Source organism: Humiphilus diazotrophicus (genome assembly GCF_059726315.1).
Genome location: NZ_AP040871.1, coordinates 280,326 through 297,317 on the forward strand (window position 1 = coordinate 280,326; position 16,992 = coordinate 297,317).

Consider the following 16,992-nt stretch of genomic DNA (forward strand, 5'->3'; position numbering starts at 1 on the left):
AGAGCAGTTAAGTATTCGGCAGCAATCAGGCGTGTTCCCAGTATTGCTTCACGGTTTGATGGGCAGAATTAATTTCCTTCATCCGTGAGCTTCTGGAGTTCAGGTCCCAATCCAGCCATCTTGTCGGGGTGGTACATCTGGGCCCTGTGTCGATATGCCACGGCAACCTGCTCCAGGGTGGCACCCGAATCGACTCCTAGTACGGTCATCGCTTGCAGGATGTCTGGAGGGCAAGAAGGATTTGCCGGACGCTGTTTATTCGATGAGTTTGGCTTGCTGCTCGGCGGCAGTACTACAGACATACCACGTGCGCGACTACTTTGGAAAATCTTGAAAGTCGCAGCGAAAGAACTCGCCGCTTCCATATTGCTGGTGTGCAGAACTAGATTGAGGCCACCGGACGAAGAGGCAGAGACGACGCCATACAGCATTACGGGAAGTTGGCGGTTGTTATTGAAGCGGCGGTCGGGGCCGCCATCCATCCGGACATATCTCCAGGTCATTCCCACCTGTCTTGAATCCGACGTCTGGACAGAGTCCTCAATGAATCGTGTCGAAGCAGCATCCAGTTTAAGGTCGTTGTACTCAATCGAGGCAAAGAGTCCACGCTGCCAGTAGAGGACCTGATCCGGCAGAAAGAACAGTTTAAGTTTTCCGAGATCAAGACATTGGGGCACGATGTTGCTCTCGATCCGTGGCGGTGCGGTTCTTCGGACACTGATCTGTTCGCGTTTCACGTTGTATGCGGCACCCGCGTTCCGTTTCCAATCCAGGACGACGGACTGACTGTCCAGCCTCCAGATAGCCCCGGATTTCGTGAGGTGTCCCAGAGCACTTTCGCAGCAGCCGTGGTAAACCGCACTCGCTTTCTCTGTTTGCACGCTGCAATGGCCAGTCCAGTGGCGAGATGACTTTTCCCTGTATCGGGTTCGCCTACCAGCAGGACTGGCTCAGCACGTTCCAGATAGTCGCCTTCAGCCAGGGTTCGGATGCGCGAGGCTGGGATCTGGGGCGACTGGGTGAAGTCAAAATCTTCCAAAGTCTTCATGCGTGGCAGGTGCGCCTCCTTGAGGCGTAGTTCGATGGTGCTACGTTCCCGATCTTCCACTTCCGATAACAGCAGGGTTTCCAGTTACTGCAAGTGAGAGCGCTTCTGCTGGCTGGCTTCTTCTGCCAGCGATGCGAACTGAGTACCAATGGAGGATAGATGCAACAACTTACAGTGTTGAGCGATGCTTGCCGTTTCCATGTTCATGGTTGCGCCTCAACGATCCTGACTGAGAGCAGCTGGTTGTACTCGGTCATCGTTGGCAACGGACGCTCGTAAGCCGCCAACATACCGACACAGTCTCTGCAGCGGCGTGCTGCAACTGGTCGCGCATGAGTAGATGTCGAATCGCCATATCCGCACAGCCCAATTCAAGCGCTTGTGCGGCGGTTGTTTCCAGCTTCGTGTAGCCAAACTCGCGACCCATGCGAATCAGAGTCACCATGGCACTGGTTCCGCCTTGGCGCCCGTGCCGCTCGATCATTAACTCCCATGGCCGGTCGTAGCTCTCCGGCCAGCGTCCTTGCGCTCGCCCCTGGGCCAGCGGCTTAGATCCGCGCAGGGCACCCGGCTTGTGTTCCAGCACGTCCAGATAGTGTTCCAGATCCAGGATCTGTTGGCAGCGATCATAGCTGCGCTGATGCTGGGCGATACGGACATCCTCCTGCCGGAACTCAACCACGCTGGGGTAAAGGCGAGCCTCCACGATCGAGCCCGGCTTCAGTGGTACGGAATAAAAGTTCGTTCGCACCTTCGCGCCTTCGTAGGCGACAATAACCACCTTACGGGGCCCGTGCTGGCTTGGCGTGGCATATTTCTTGGGCATACCTCATTTATGTCGCTCGTCTCGAACCGTCTAGGACGTTCTGAGGGACGCTTGGCATAGCAAACTGCAACTTACAGGGAGCACGCCTGGTCGTGCGCTTCGGCAAGTGCTGCCCTCAGCCATGTCACATTGCAGGTCCGAGAATAAGGCTGCACATCGGCGCAAGAAACGAACCGATAGGGGGCGGCTCAAAGCAAGTTGGTCGAATGAAATCTACACCAAGTACGGGGGATTATGCAGGGATATCCCGAACGATCTCAGTCAGCTTGCCTGTATTGATGTCGTAGAAGAATCCATAGATTTTGATCTCCTTCGGCACCAATGGGCTTGAGCGAAGCAGCTCGACGTCATACTTGATCGACTTCTCGTAATCCAAGATCGCGAGGCTGTCACGATCAAACATCGTTGAGATATCCACGTGATGATGATCGCGAAACTCCTCAATGAAGAGTTCGGGTGTAAAAGCCGTCGTGCCGCAGAACGAGTGGTGAACCACAATCACGTTTTGCATTTTGAACAGATATTCCATTGCTGCTACCGACTGCAGCGCGGTGGAGGCCCGACCCCCGCCATTCGTCAGAGTGAAGAGCGTCCGCGTGTGCCCGACCCGGTTGCCAGCGTCGTCAAAAATATTCTCGCCTGGGTAGACCTCGTCTCCAAAATGCTTGGCCAATGCCTCCGGGATATTGGCCGCACGAGGATCAAAGCAATAGATCGCAAGGGTCTTCATTGGAATGGCCCAGTTGAAATCTTCAAAAGTATTCTGATCGAACCCAGGATAGTTCCGGAATTCGTATTGGCTGTAGTTCGACATTGCCTCGCTCCTTATCGGCGTTTGATTGGGCAAAAGCGACGTGTCTTGGCCCTGCCGTCGATATCCGTGGTAGGTTTCTCGGGCGTTGCCATCAATGACATTAGCACTTCGTTTTCTGCCATTCGGTTGAGTGGAAATGATCTGGTTTTCACCAGGGTTCCAAGTGCTGAATCTATATGGATCAGTGCGTCCGCTTCGATTGCAACGGAGCCATTCGAAGCCTGCGGTGAATCCATTGGAAGCCACCCGCAGAGCATGAGTCTTGGCACTGGATCGCTGAATTTGGATAAAGGGACAAGTCTCGCAAAACCGGCGTCAGTCAACTTCTCGTGATCGCGTCACTCGCTATCTTTACCTGCTGCGAGGGGTGATACGGCCACAGGTTACTGAGCGGCGGCCAGGGTGGGAATGCAACCAGGGGCGCTTTCCCCAAATCCTGCAACATTTCGCAAAGAATCTCAGCGCTATCTCGCCTACTCTTCGCTTCATTACGGTGCAGTTGCGCAAGCTGGCGGTTGAGAACATCAACGGTAGCGAAAGAGCGTGACATAGAATGCAGCCCAGAAGTTCTCTCGCGGGCGAACTCGGCCTAATCGTGCGTCGGCAGCCAGATCGCGTGCTTCACTATTGGCAGAACACGAGGGGTGGTCGTCATTTTTGGCGTAGGCGCGCGAACCTACGATAGGTGGAAGGGATTGGATTTGCTTTTCATAGGAGAAGGTCAATGATCGCGGACATCACGGTTCCAAACAGCCAGATCGTTCAGCAAGCGGAGGCGTTGGCACGCACCGTATCGAATGACGTGCTCTTCAATCACGTTATGCGTTGCTACTGGTTCGGTGAGCTCTTCGCGCAGCAGGAGGGAAAGAAGATCGACAGTGAGTTGATGTTTCTTTCAACGGTCTTGCATGATCTCGGTCTTACCGATCACGCTCCTGGTCCACACCGTTTCGAGATCGAGGGTGCAAGCGCAGCAAGGACATTTCTCACTGAGCAGGGAGTCTCGGATGATCGAGCCCAGAAGGTCTGGGACAATATCGCTTTGCACACATGGGACGTCAACGTCTTCAGGGGTGATACTAGCCGCTTGATGCAGCTTGGTTTGGCGTACGACGTCTCTGGGGTGGAGGACGCAAATCTGGATCCCGCCGACGTCAGAGAAGTGCTGCGGCGTTACCCGAGACTACAGTTCAAGCGCGCTTTCAACGAAATACTCAACCGTGAGCTCGACACCAAGCGGCCTTACCAGCACTGGTTCCACATCTGCTCGCGCATCGCGCACAATCGGTCACCGCTCACAATTGTGGATGCGCCGACCGTACTCGGCTGGGCAAAGTTCGACGAATGAGTGGATGACGCATCAGCCTGGCTGCTATTGCAGACCTGCTGCAACTGGCGTTGCGAAGGTATAGAGATACTGCCACACACGAGACACTTTTCCGCCACGTACTCTCCAAATGTCTGCGCATGAAGAATCTTCGTGCTTTGATGTCGTGCTCTCAGGCGGATTGAAGCTGCCGAGCCAGACTCCCTTATCGCCTACGGACTTCAATTCAGTGGGCGATCGTGAGAGAATCGAGTGCTCTTCCCGAAGAGTGTATTGCAGAACTTCCTCAGCCCCCGCCCCCGAGCTTGAATGCCCACCTTCTGTCAAACCGCCCCGCCAAGGTCTGATCGATGAAGGCTTGGAGTAACATGAGATCGGAATCGTCAAGCAAAGTCGACGCTTGTACTGTGATCCATTCAACGTCGTCGCTGATCAAGCCTCTCGCAGTTTTGGCATCGACGGCGGTGAACGCAGCGTAGAGCCTGCTTATTGTTTCCGCCTCAGTAACGATGAGGCGTGTCTCCTCCGCGATCCCTTCTATTCGGCAAACGGGGCATTCGCGGCGAGATCTGGACCCGAGGGCGCATTGAAACCGTCGACGAACCGCACACCGTAGTCTCTGAGGAGGTTGTCGAATGTGACCTCGGGCTTTTCGCGGGCGTCCCGAAGGAAGCAAGCAGCAATCCGTTTCTTCATTTCCAGGCGCGGAAATTCAGCGAGAATCGCCCTCAACTGGCTCTCAGGGATTCGGTCGAACCCATAACCGGCGGCGTCAACGGCAACACCTACAAATGTCGCGGCGGCCTCCGGCTCTTTGTAAAGTGCGATTGATCCGTGTGAATGCAGAGTGATCGCGTCCCACACGAGTCGGATCTGCTCCTGAGGGATCTTTTGTTCTTGGAGAAATGGTCTTGCGGCATTCGCCCTGTCTACTTCGAACCGAGCGGCGGCCCCGTGGACCTCCGTCAAGCCGAAGTCGTGGAGAGGGAATGCCACCGCGAGGAACTCCGGATCTGGAGCTTCTTTGTTTCCTTGCGAGAGAACGATCGCAAACAGCCAGGAGCGCACTACATGATTGTAGAGAAAAGGTTCCGACGAGAATCTGGCGAGATCCATTGCGTCACGGACCAAGGGAGCATCAACCGCGGTGATGCCAGCTAATTTCACAACCGTCCTCCACAGGTCGGTTCGGTGAGGTGATTACTCAAAGGGCTTGGGTGAAGCAATCAAACACCAAACGCTGAACGGTGGGTCCGAAGGAAATCAGGCCAATTGGGCGCCGCCGAGGACCGGCAGACAACAGCTCAGATTCAAAGGAGGCTCTGTGCGCAAGGTGGTCACGATCGATAGCTTCACTGCACCAGATTCGGAACTTGCCCTGAAGGCGGCGGAGTCAGCTGGCCATTCGATATATATGAGGGTCGGGGCCGATGAAGATATTGACGAGCACGGAACAAGGAGTTTCTCAAGAACAGGCGCAGGCCGTTTAACGCTCGCGGGCGATAACAGACGAAGGGAATCAGGGTAAGGATTGAATCCGTGCCATTGTGTTGGCAAATGGCAACGACCTTCGTCAAAACGCTCCAGGCTCCAAATCTCTCCGCTCTCCAGGGGCAGAGCTGCGCTTCGCAGGAGAATAATGTCCGATCGACTCAGTTCTGAGTTTGCTATAGCGCCGACGATAGCGGCCCGGTGGGCTTCCGACGGCCCTGCTAAAACTTTCTGTAAAGGTGGCTTGGTCGGAAAAACCAATGTTAAGAGCTATGTCTTTCAATGGAAGATCTGTCTCGACCAAAAATTGTTTCGCCCGCGTCAAACGAGCATTTTCCAGTTGTCTATAAAACGGAATACCGAAGCTTTGCCTGAATGCACGTGCAAAGTGGCGGCTAGACAGTCCGCATAGCTGGGCTAAAGACTGCAGGCTTGTGCCGGTCTTAAGAGGAGAATGGAGGATTTCCTCGACAAGTCGCTTATGCTGAGGAGAGAGGCCTCCGACAGAACGGTGAGCCGAGTGGCTGCCTATTCCGTATCGTTCAGTCAGGTGAGAATAGAACGACAATAAGAAGTAGTTTGAGAACTCTCTTGTCGGAGCTTCTCCAGCTCCAAGAAGAGGCCGCACTACCCGTGAAAGCAAGTGAAGAACAGGATCAGTAGTGATATGCGGTGCCTGCATCGGATCGCGTCTTGCTGTATTGTGATGAGCTGCAAATGTCGCAAGCCCAACTTTTGGAAGTTCGTACTGAAGCACTTCGCTTTCCGGAATCAGCCGATGCTCTCCAACCAATTCGGGAGGTAACAAACAAACCTCACCACTCCTTCGCAAAGCTTCTTTTGTTGATCCATCGGGGAGTGGGACTACGACGGCTTCCGAAAATATGTCAGCCATCTGAACTAGAGCCACGAAATACTCCGAATGAGAACTTGTTCGTGTTCCCGGCCGCAGCATCGAGGCTCGCATAAACACGCTTGGGATATGGGATTTGGATATGGCTTCAACACTTAAATTCTCAATTTGAGGGGAAAGATTGAAAACCCTATATGGCGACGCAGATTGACGAGTATTCACGGCTCACCTCAAACCCGTCCGAATTTTTACCGTTATCGTGAGTCCAGAACGTCTTGAGATGGATGGATTGTGTTGTTTATTCTGGCGCCTCCAGACGCCCGGGGGGATACCGATGACTCTAGTGAAGAGGCGGGTGAAGGTAGACTGATCAGCAAAACCGCACTCGAGCGCTATCTGCGAGATGGGGTCTTCGCTTTCAGCTAATTGCGTCTGTGCCTGTTTTAAGCGGTGACGCGCGAGATATTTGCGAAGAGGCATACCATACGTTGCCTTGAAGAGTCGCGAGAACTGACATACGGAAAGTCGGCATTGGGCTGCCGCGTATGCAACTGATGTGCCTTCTATAAACTGCCGAGATAGTGCTTCTTCTAATTTGGATAATTGCCAATCTTCGAATGTGTGGAGATGCACCTTCTGCATTTGTGTGAGCACGTGCGTTAGCCTGATGCAAAGCATGCCCACCATGTAAGAAATGATTGATGTCCCAAATTGCCCCGTCCCTTCTGTTGTTTGCAATACAAGTGCGAGTTCGGTGGCAGCCGGGTCCAAAAGCTCAACGCAATGCGAGTCTGCAGGTCGCAACGGCAGATGGCCATTGCGGTTCAGGAAAGTTGAATGGACCCATATCTCCATGTGACTTGAACCAAGACAGGGAGCTCTATATGAGCTCATGGTTTCCTGTTCTCTGGCTTTGCGCACAGTGAAGTGGTAGGAGTTCTGTTTGGCTCGCTGATCACTGCGAACTGTCTCTGGAAGAATCCACACTTCTTTGAGCTGGTTGTCCCGCAAAATTCGGAACGCACCAACACGGAATTTGTCGATAAGACATTCTTGGGCCAATCTATGGCTAAATTTTTGCGTGACTATCATGCAAGCTCTTTATCTACTCGTGAGACTCAGATATGAATTTGTAAGCGTAAAAACCACTTTGTCTCAATGTCGAAATCGACACCATGGTGAATGTCCAGTGCCTGTCGATTTACATTGTCTGCAGAGGGTGGCTAAAGCAGCTCAGACCTTAGTGCCATACCAATCCTCGACTGCCGTTACTCCGAGATCGCTCAGAGCATAACGAAGCTCCTGGTTTTTTCGGAGTAATTCGCAAATGCAAACCTGAAGCACACCTACCCGAGCGAGGAGTTCGATTCTGCAATCGTCACTGACCAAGCCCGCGGGCGTTTCCAGTGACGGCACGTGATTCCAGGTTGTCTTGTATAAATTGGGTTCGAATTGCCGGACCCTGTGCTCAGGGGGAATGATCATTGCACGCTCCTTCGATTATTTGTCAAGGACGATACCACGACGACTTAGCTCGTGTGGCTGCAATTCTGTGTTGACTAAATTAACGCGCATTAAGGCTGAGCCCAATTGCAATCGATAGGTAGCTAAACTCCACACCAACCTCGCGCAGCGAATTTGATGACTGGCGGCGACCTTCTGCAATATAAGTTTTATATAGATTGGAAGAAGTGAACAGACCAGATCGAGCTACACTTCGATAGCTCTTTTGGATTTTGAGGAGCTCTGGTACGCATCTTTGAGTAGTGGATAATCAGATGTTAATCTGCAGCTGAATTCGGTTATAGATCGATATAACCCCGTTTCAATGCAATCGTCACGGCATGCGTTCGATCATCAGCGTTCAGCTTGGACAGAATGCTCTTGATGTGATTTTTGACGGTAAATTCGGAAATGTCTAGTTCCACGGCGATGAGCTTGTTTGACCGCCCACGCGCGACACCGCGGAGTACGTCGACCTCTCGGTCACTCAGCGTATCGCCCGCTACGTGTTCGGCCATCTGTTCGGCAATTTCCTCGGGAACTCGCCGGCCGCCGGAGTGAATCAGTCGAATCGTCTGGACTAGTTCAGACCTTAGCGTGTCCTTGAGGAGGAAACCGACAGCGCCCGCCTGGAAGGCACGTGTCGCCTGGATATCTCCAGTGACGGTCGTCAACACAATGATGCGCGCCTGGCGAAATTCCGCCCGAATTGCCTTAAGGGAGTCGATTCCATTCATCCGAGGCATCTTCAGGTCCATAAGAGTGATATCTGGATGGTGTATGCGAAAGAGGGATAGAGCGCCTTCTCCATCCTCGGCTTCGGCTATGACACGCATGTCCCGTTGTGCATTGATCTCGCCTGCAATGCCGGCGCGCATCAAAGGATGGTCGTCAACGACAAGGACTGTGATAGTGTGATCTCGAGTCAAAATGCTCGGCTTCTCAGGAGTCTGCGAATCCATTGTTGGTATAACCTCCGCGGGGTGTGTCGATAGGCAATCATAGTCGGGATTCTAATTTCGATCTCCGTACCCGCTCCTGACCGGCTCCACAGTATCATCCGGCCCCCGATCTTTGCTGTACGCTCCCGCATGCCGGCCAATCCGAAATGGCCCTCCACCCTACCTTCGCCAAGAATTGCAGGGTCGATTCCGATTCCGTCATCTCTGAAGCGAATATGAAAATCGAACAAGCCAAAATGTATCTCGACTTCAATTTTGCTGGCCTTGGCATGTCGCCAGGCGTTGAATAGTGCCTCTCGCCCAATCTTGTGGAGTTCCTCCTGTACAAGGGTATCGAGATCACGACTCTGTCCGTCGACGATTACATCGAAATGCGCGTTGCTTAGGGAGCACAACTCACGCCCTATAGCCGCATAGGCTTCACTGAGGTTTTCCGACTTGCTTTGTTTCGTACGCAGGCGCGATAGTACGCTTCGTCCCTCTAGAATTACACGGTCAGACTGCTTGAGCGCTTCTTCGAATACCGCTCGGACCGGATGGTCTTGGGAAAGCTGCTGGGTTCCCGTATGGAATCGAAGTATCAGTCCCTGAATTCCTTGAAGAAAAGTATCATGCAAATCCCGTGCCACGGCTTCTCTCTCTAATTGCCGGTGTTCCAGTGTCATACGAGTCTGCCTGACCATGTAGCGAACTCTCAGAACGTAAATAACAACCAGCAAAAGTGCAACAGTGCAGGCTGTAGTTAGTTGGAAAAGAGGCATTGCATAGAAGTGGGGAAGCTGGGTTATCTCATATATCGCCTCAGGCGCTCCCCAGTTACCTATACTGTCGGTTTCGCGAACTAACATCCGGTGCGTACCTGCGGGAATAGTGGTATAAACAGCCACCCGGGAGGAGCCGGCGTCAAGCCAGCCGGAATCGACATTCTCCAGGAAATATTGAAGGCGGATCTTTTGCGGGTTGGCCGAACTTATGGCAGCTAAAGTCAGTTCTACATGGTGGATGCCCGGTTGTAGGACGAGTTCCGAGCCGGTACGGGATTGTTTACCGTCTGTCGAGACCCCAGCAATGAAAACCGCAGGCCTGCGGCCCTTTTGAGGAAGCAGGGCGGTGTCGATTAGAGCAAGCCCCTTAACGGTCGCGACCCAAAGCTTGCCATCGGATGCTGCCGCGATGTTCGGTGAGCCGGTACCCACCTGAGTTGTATTCAGGCCGTCTGCCCGATTGAAGATCTCATAATCGAGAGGACGACTGGGATCGTCCTTCCTCCCAAACTCCTGCTCCTGGATGCGGACAATCCCATTTCGACTGCTGAACCAAAGCGTGTGGTCCGGCGTCTCCGTCATCTCTTGCAAATCGAGAGTGGTGTTCAGTAGTGTAAGTTGGCCGTTTCTGATCTGACTCAGACCGATGGGAGTATCTGTCGTGTAGAGGTTTCCTCTCGAGTCTTCTACGAAGTGGCGTGCCAATACTTCTTCAGCCCCTTGTGTAGCTGGTACGGCTACAAAGCGCCCGGAATTCAGGCGATTGACGCCTCCCTGTGTTGCCACCCAGACTGTTCCAGTGCGGTCCTGATGGATATCAAGGATACGATCACTGGATAGTCCATCCGCAGTAGTGTAGTTGCGAATTGCACCATTCTGTATATGGCTCAAGCCGTCAGGTGTTGCAACCCATAAAGAATCGTCCTTCGCTACTCTGACCACAAAGACAATCCGGCTTGCTAGCCCTTGATCGATTGAATATTGAGTGAATGTGCCATTGCGATATCGGAAAAGCCCGCCGCCGTAAGTGCCAATCCAAATGTTTCGTTCCCGGTCTTCAGCCAGACTCCATACGCAGGAGTTTTTCAATCCATCTTTTTCGGCAAAGAAGCGGAATCGTTCTCCGTTAAGCATGGAGAGCCCACAATTGGACCCTATCCAAAGACGACCATCTTGTGCGGGTAGAACCGCAGTCACAATATCATTAGAGGGAAGACCATTCCCCGTGGTATACATCCGCACGAGACGAGGCTGTAGGTGAACCAGTCCGCTGCCGTTTGTGCCAATCCACAGGTCGCCGTCTTTGCCTGCGTAGAATCCGCGTGCGTTCAAGCCGGATTGAGGCGACGACATTTGCCCGTCAGAGATCCTGTAGACTCCGATACCGGTGCTGATCCACATGAAGCCGTCTGATCCATTGTTGATACGAAATGCAGCAGTATGAGCTGGCTGGTAAGGTTGAAGGGTCAGAGTGCGATTGCCCTGTACCGAGCGGATGCCGTCGTTGGTTCCGTACCACATCGTACCGTCGGTACCCTGAAAGACGTCGAAGATCTGGTCGTCGTGAATGCCGAACTGTGTCCCTAAGCCGGGATGCGCAATCGCATGATTGCCGGAATATTCGACGAATCCCTTATCGGTGATCAGCAGCAGTCTGCCATCTAAACCTTGATGGATGCGGCTTATATAAAAGGAGGAAAGCACGCTAAGAAACTGAGTACCGTCAAACCGATACAGGCCATGATTTGTGCCTGCCCAGATCGTCCCGTCACGGCCCTTGAAAAGGACTTCGACTTCATCGCTCTTCTGCGAGCCCAGGCGAAATGCCTCCGAGGCAGCAAGGTAGGGGGTATTCAGATCTGCTTTGGGAATTCGGACAACTCCCGCATCCGTGCCAATCCAGAGAGCCCCGTCGGATCCCTCAACAAGCGAACTGACGTTGCTCGGTGGTGGTGCTCCAGGGACCCTCAGAGATATCTTTGTGAATGTCCTCCCGTCGAAGGATGCCAACCCTGACTCAGTGCCTATCCACAGGAGACCATTATCGGTTTCTGTGATTGCCTCAATGGTGTTGTCGGGTAAACCATCGTCTAGCGTGAAATCTGTGCGCACATATTGCGAATTTACCTGTGACTCGGCAAACGCCAGTCGGACCCCACTACTGAGACCGCAGACCATAAGGAGAAAAATCAGACGTTTACAGCCTCGCGGGATGAGTGGAGCATGCCACTTTGCTGCGCAATTCAGCATAAACTGTTCGCGACCTCGGGGAGAGTCCGCGTGATCGGCGGCACGTTTCCGGGGTATAGACATAGCACCAATACGCGGGCAAACTCAGCATACACCCGGCTCAGTACTGAGACCATCTCGAAAGGGCTATTCGCCGATAGCTCGAATGGGACTGGTCACCGCTCCCATTCGCACCTAACGTAAGACGGTGCAGAGGCTTTATTCGATGTTTCCGTCAGGGGCGCCAGGCGTTGCATTACTGGTCCTGCGAGTCTGCATCTGCGTCGCTCTTGCCGACACTGCCTTTCCGCATGGCTGGGAACACGTGGCTTTTCTTGTTTTGCTCAGCTTTCTCTTCCTTGGTTTGCTGACTCCCGTTGTTTGTGGACTTGCCGTCGTTACCATTCTGCTTGATCTGTCGGAAGCGTATCGTGGCACCGGCCTATGGATGGTGATCATTGCGCTATCGACTTTGTCCTATGCCGTCCTTGGTCCAGGTGCGTATTCGGTTGATGCAAGACTCTTTGGGCGACGCATACTACTATCCACCGATTCGATTCCGCCCCGAGATGAGGACTCAACATAAAAAGGATGTGATGGATGTTTTTCATCGGGTGCCTGGTTACTGACCGTGGTGTCTTTACATCCACTCATCCAAAAATAGCTATTTGGGGGAAAGATCTCTCCCTTGTAGATTGCCTATCATCTACCCCAGAGTGAATTCCACTCGGAAACCATGCAGTAAGGAGAACCACGTATGAGCTTCGTTACGACTACGGACGGCGTCGAGATTTTCTATAAGGACTGGGGTTCGGGCCAACCCATCGTCTTCCATCATGGCTGGCCGCTCAGTTCCGATGACTGGGATACTCAGATGTTGTTCTTCGTTCAGCATGGCTACCGTGTGATCGGCATCGATCGCCGCGGCCATGGCCGATCCGGCCAGGTTTCGGAAGGCCATGATATGGATCATTACGCCGCCGATGCAGCTGCGGTTGTCGAGCACCTTAATCTGCACAACACCATCCACATCGGACACTCGACCGGTGGCGGAGAAGCGACCCGCTATGTTGCTCGTCACGGCAGGGGGCGCGTATCGAAGCTGGTCCTGGTGGCTGCTGTGCCTCCGATCATGGTGAGATCTCCGAACAATCCAGACGGACTCTCCGTTGAGGTATTCGACAATCTCCGGAAGGCTCTTGCAGAAAATCGTGCTGAATTCTTTCGCGAACTTGCGTCCAAACCCTTCTACGGCTTCAACCGTCCCAACAACGCGCCGGTGCAAGGTGTTATTGATAACTGGTGGCGCCAGGGCATGATGGGCAGCGCCAAGGCCCACTACGAGGGCATCAAGGCTTTCTCCGAGACGGACCTCACCGAAGATCTCAAAAACATTGACGTACCCACACTCGTCATGCAGGGAGATGACGACCAGATCGTACCTTACAAGGGCGCGGCGGTACTCCAGGAAAAGCTTCTAAAAAAGCCCACTGTAAAGATCTATCCTGGTTTTCCGCACGGAATGCTCACCACGTACGCTGATCGGATCAACCCGGATCTGCTCGCCTTCGTTCGCAGCTAGCATCTGTAGCCTTGGCAAAGGGGCCTCCCCTCTATCCATGCGGAGAGCCCTTTAGGGTTTTGAGGCAAATCTTCTGCTGTTGGCTGTCGATTTTTGGGCTCAATTCATCAAAGCTTACAGTGGAAACGGGATTGCCTGCACGCGGGTGGAACAGCCACAAGGCCAATCATATCTTTCTCGAATGCCACCCTAGATGAATTGCAATTGGAATAAAGCACATGCTGCTTTTCCCAAAATAAGATCGATCAAGTAAAGACAACAAAACCCTAGCAATTGTTTCATTCCTGTAGAACGAAGCTATTGTGGGACTGTCGCGCAGGTCTTTAAGAACTGTTTTAAGTTTTCGGTCTGCATCCCATTTGCTTCCGTCTGTAAGACCTTATCTTGAAGGAGCGAATATGAATTCCACTCCAACCATCACAGCTCAGCCATCGAGGGTAGCGGTACCTTTGTCCGAAGAAGTTCCCGTTACTCAAAATGCAATCGCTCAAAAGCGGTTAGTGCTGCAATCAATGCGAAAAGCCGATGAACCAGTTCTGCGTTGCCCCGCAGCACACGGTTGCTAAATGTTTCTGACAAGTGACAGGCCGAAACAGCCATGCAAAGTATCGCGAAAGAGCTGCACAAGCTAAGAAAGTGGCTTGAGGAAGATTTCGGGGCGAACGCCGGTCTGCTCGTGGCAATCTGCTGCGATCCTCAGGATGGTCGCCCCCTTTACCTTAGCCACGTCTCCCTTGCGATTAACAGCCTGGGAGCAGATATTGCGCCTGCTTCTTTCCAATTCATTGAGCGTGCATACGTCTATCTGACAGCGGCATACTACATGGCCGATGCTCTCGCAGATGGGCACCGATGTCACAACGAGGATCTTGAGGTCTCAGAAATGACGTCGATGCTCGCGATCCTGGTGGCTCTCTCCATGTCGTACTTCGCAAAGTCATGCTCTTCTTCTCTCGTGCAACAGGAAACGATGCGATTATTCTGCAAGACTTTGGATCAGAATCGATTTGCACTCAGGGCGGAGGGGCAGTCGGTTGACGTTGTTCTCAGAATGCGTGGCGCGATGCTTCTAATTGGCCACCATTGGCAATGCTGCGCCTGGCTTCAATTATCTGTGGGCTGTCCTGGTCGGCTGTGGAGTTAGCTTTCAGAAAATGGCGGAAAGAGGCGACGGCCTCCGGCCAGCGATGCTGCTTCTGTAAGGCCTGTCCCATATGGAAGTAGGCAAGTGGGTAGTTAGGATTCAGCTTGAGAATCCGCTGATATTCTCCGATGGCTTCCGGAGCCATACTCAATTCGAGGTAGGCGTTGGCCAGGCAGTCCTCGTACGAATCGATGCCCGAAGCGGTTGGCATGTGCTGTATCGCAGAGCGGAAGTGGGCGAGTGCTCCTTGCGTGTCGCCATTGCGCAGTTCGATAGTTCCGCGATAGTAAAGTTCCATCCGCAGGTTGTGCGCAGTGCCACGTTCGGGGTTGGGCAGATTCTCAAAGAGGATTTTTTCCAACGCCGCGATGCGATCTTTCTGATGTTTTGCCAGCGCAAGCTGCAAAGAACTCCAGACCGATGTGTGGTTGAAGCGCAACTCATTTCTGGCGGCCGTCTGCTCATCCGTGATACGGTTCATGGTCGCGTAGACGGTGGCGATATTGCCGTAACCCAGCGCCTTGGCGTTGCTCGATTCAGTCACCTCGATGTAGCGGCTGTACTCGCGTAGCGCATCGCGGTAACGGCCCATCTGGTAGTAGGTATCGCCGAGGTGGACAATCGATGGTTCGAACTCAGGGTCCAGTTGCAATGCTTCATTGTATTCGGCTAGTGCGTCATCGTACTGACCGGCCAGTTGGTAAGCCATGCCCAGGCTGTCGTGCGTATTGGGATTCTGTGGCGCCAGAGCCACATACTGCTTGCAGTAAACGATAGCCTCCGGATAACGCTCCATGGAGATCAGCATCAGGCCCAGCACATTATAGAGTTCTTGTGCGCTGGGGTTGGTCTGGATCGCGTGGCGCAGGAGCGTAGCGGCTTCTTCGAGGCGTTCCTGTCCACGCAGCAGACGGGCAAGCTCGCAGTCGGCTTCGGTCTCCTCCGGATACTGTTGGATGATCTGGTGCAGAATGCCGATGGCGGCGTCGTAGTCGGAGCTCGAGATGGCGAACCATGCATCGATATAGAGACGGTTCAGGGTTGGCAAAGATGCGGATAGAGCAATCGCCTTTTCCAGATAAGGGCGGCCCGTTTCCGGTTGAAAGTCCTGCACCGCGTAGGCGTAACCGATCCGCGCATAGGCCATGGCGAACTTGGGATCGAATTTGATGGCCTTCTTGAACATTTCGATGGCTTGCGCGTTCTGGAACTGCTCGGCCTTTTCCACGCCCAGCGAATAGTAACGATAAGCCTCCACATTGCTAGTCATAACGTTGGACAGCGAGGGAGGCGCATCGGTTCGAAATCCAAGCCGGTGGGCAATGTCGGTTGAGAGCAAACTCGCCGCGGATACAATCTGCAGCGGGTCGATCATTGAATCGCTATCCGAGCCCACCACATGGCCATCTTTGCCATCGCGAATTTCGATGTTAATGGTGATCTGCTGACCGGAGGCCGAAACGCTGCCGATAATATAGTCGGTTGCATGAACTGAGCGGGCAATCGCCAGTGACTGGCTCTGCGAAAGCGCGCCGGAGCGATCGCTTGCGTCTACCAGAGAGTGCATCTTCTCGCGGCTCAGCACATTCCATTTGCCGGTGTTGGCCAGGTCAGTCAGGATCATGTCCGAGAGGCCCTCCCGCAACCAATCCAGATCCTGACGTCCGGTGGCGTTGGCCAGGGGGAAGACGGCTAGCGTTGGCGGCCCTAAAACGGAAGTGCTTGTGCTGCTAGACCGCTCCGGCGCATACCTCTTGACTTCATAGAGGAGAAGAAGCGTCCCGGCGATCAATACGACCAGTACAAGCAACACCGCCTTTCGTCGCCAGACAGGGACAGGCCTAAGCGATTCCGGCCTCGGAGCCGCGTCGCTTATTGCCAACGCTGCCAGTTCTTGCCTTCTGCCGACGGCAGGAGAGCCAGAGGGCTGGTGAACCGGCGGGTTATGCTCATCGCGGATCACACTCACATCGGCAACAAAACGGTAACCGACCCGAAGAATGGTCTTAATGAAGCGGGGATTGTGCCGATCATCGTTCAGTACCCGGCGGATTTCGGTAATGCACTGCACCAGAGCGTTATCGGTGACCGCAGTCTCGTTCCAGAGCACTGCGGCTAACTCGTCTTTGGAGATCAGAGAATCCGGATGCTCGACAAAGTAGAGAAGCAGCTGAAAACTCTGATTACGGAGAGGAAGCTCCTTGCCGTCACGCGCCAGGCATCCTCGAACGACGTCAACCTTAAAGTCGCCGAAAAAATACCCGATGATAGGTGGTTCGTCGACGGTCACTACGCCCTCCCTACTCTGGTGCAAATTGAGTGCAGTCAAGTTACAGTCAGAGCGTCTGCTGTGAAGCAAACGCTTCCCGAGCTACAGAAACCTCTCACATGTCGAGCATAACTTAAACAAGTTGCAGGATTTCAGCCAAATTTCAGCTTGAGTTCACCC

15 protein-coding genes are annotated in these 16,992 nt (G+C 53.4%); 4 read left to right on the forward strand and 11 right to left on the reverse strand.

Going from position 1 to position 16,992, the window contains the following annotated elements:
• Positions 1-68 precede the first annotated feature (68 nt).
• The 4 genes from AC6I7T_RS31240 to AC6I7T_RS31255 all read right to left on the reverse strand — a co-directional run bounded on the left by AC6I7T_RS31240 (position 69) and on the right by AC6I7T_RS31255 (position 2,688).
• A complete protein-coding gene (locus AC6I7T_RS31240; protein ID WP_497795368.1) occupies positions 69-737 on the reverse strand; it encodes a J domain-containing protein in 669 nt (222 codons plus the stop codon).
• A complete protein-coding gene (locus tag AC6I7T_RS31245; RefSeq protein ID WP_497795546.1) occupies positions 734-1,132 on the reverse strand; it encodes an ATP-binding protein in 399 nt (132 codons plus the stop codon). The genes AC6I7T_RS31240 and AC6I7T_RS31245 overlap by 4 nt, the downstream gene beginning before the upstream one ends.
• Before the next feature lie 169 nt (positions 1,133-1,301).
• Positions 1,302-1,874, reverse strand: coding sequence for a Mu transposase domain-containing protein (locus AC6I7T_RS31250; protein WP_497795370.1), 573 nt, complete (start codon positions 1,872-1,874; stop codon positions 1,302-1,304).
• Positions 1,875-2,106: 232 nt separating this feature from the next.
• Complete coding sequence (locus AC6I7T_RS31255; protein WP_497795371.1) at positions 2,107-2,688, reverse strand: carbonic anhydrase; 582 nt, start codon at positions 2,686-2,688, stop codon at positions 2,107-2,109.
• A 724-nt stretch (positions 2,689-3,412) separates the two neighbouring features.
• Here AC6I7T_RS31255 and AC6I7T_RS31260 point away from each other — a divergent pair.
• On the forward strand, positions 3,413-4,036 hold the full coding sequence (locus tag AC6I7T_RS31260; protein ID WP_497795373.1) for an HD domain-containing protein: 624 nt from the start codon (positions 3,413-3,415) through the stop codon (positions 4,034-4,036).
• 516 nt (positions 4,037-4,552) lie between these two features.
• Here the strand turns inward: AC6I7T_RS31260 and AC6I7T_RS31265 are convergent.
• From AC6I7T_RS31265 to AC6I7T_RS31290, 6 genes are all read right to left on the reverse strand, one after another.
• The gene (locus tag AC6I7T_RS31265) at positions 4,553-5,182 is read right to left on the reverse strand and encodes an HD domain-containing protein (RefSeq protein ID WP_497795374.1); all 630 of its coding nucleotides are present in this window, start codon (positions 5,180-5,182) and stop codon (positions 4,553-4,555) included.
• A 406-nt stretch (positions 5,183-5,588) separates the two neighbouring features.
• Positions 5,589-6,416, reverse strand: a complete 828-nt coding sequence (locus AC6I7T_RS31270; RefSeq protein ID WP_497795375.1) for a helix-turn-helix transcriptional regulator — start codon at positions 6,414-6,416, stop codon at positions 5,589-5,591.
• Positions 6,417-6,584: 168 nt separating this feature from the next.
• On the reverse strand, positions 6,585-7,451 hold the full coding sequence (locus AC6I7T_RS31275) for a helix-turn-helix domain-containing protein (protein WP_497795376.1): 867 nt from the start codon (positions 7,449-7,451) through the stop codon (positions 6,585-6,587).
• Between the two features lie 141 nt (positions 7,452-7,592).
• Complete coding sequence (locus AC6I7T_RS31280; protein ID WP_497795377.1) at positions 7,593-7,844, reverse strand: hypothetical protein; 252 nt, start codon at positions 7,842-7,844, stop codon at positions 7,593-7,595.
• A 317-nt stretch (positions 7,845-8,161) separates the two neighbouring features.
• Positions 8,162-8,824: a response regulator gene (locus AC6I7T_RS31285; protein ID WP_497795378.1), complete on the reverse strand. Its 663-nt coding sequence runs from the start codon at positions 8,822-8,824 to the stop codon at positions 8,162-8,164.
• Positions 8,788-11,901, reverse strand: coding sequence for a sensor histidine kinase (locus tag AC6I7T_RS31290; protein ID WP_497795380.1), 3,114 nt, complete (start codon positions 11,899-11,901; stop codon positions 8,788-8,790). The genes AC6I7T_RS31285 and AC6I7T_RS31290 overlap by 37 nt, the downstream gene beginning before the upstream one ends.
• Positions 11,902-12,043: 142 nt before the next feature.
• On the opposite strand from AC6I7T_RS31290, the gene AC6I7T_RS31295 reads away from it, so the two are divergent.
• From AC6I7T_RS31295 to AC6I7T_RS31305, 3 genes are all read left to right on the forward strand, one after another.
• The gene (locus tag AC6I7T_RS31295; RefSeq protein ID WP_497795381.1) at positions 12,044-12,403 is read left to right on the forward strand and encodes a hypothetical protein; all 360 of its coding nucleotides are present in this window, start codon (positions 12,044-12,046) and stop codon (positions 12,401-12,403) included.
• Between the two features lie 171 nt (positions 12,404-12,574).
• Positions 12,575-13,399, forward strand: a complete 825-nt coding sequence (locus tag AC6I7T_RS31300) for an alpha/beta fold hydrolase (RefSeq protein WP_497795383.1) — start codon at positions 12,575-12,577, stop codon at positions 13,397-13,399.
• Positions 13,400-13,797: 398 nt separating this feature from the next.
• Entirely contained in the window at positions 13,798-13,965 is a 168-nt protein-coding gene (locus AC6I7T_RS31305; RefSeq protein ID WP_497795385.1) for a hypothetical protein, read from the forward strand.
• A 480-nt stretch (positions 13,966-14,445) separates the two neighbouring features.
• On the opposite strand, the gene AC6I7T_RS31310 is transcribed toward AC6I7T_RS31305, so the two are convergent.
• A complete protein-coding gene (locus tag AC6I7T_RS31310) occupies positions 14,446-16,833 on the reverse strand; it encodes a tetratricopeptide repeat protein (RefSeq protein WP_497795387.1) in 2,388 nt (795 codons plus the stop codon).
• Between the last annotated feature and the right edge of the window lie 159 nt (positions 16,834-16,992).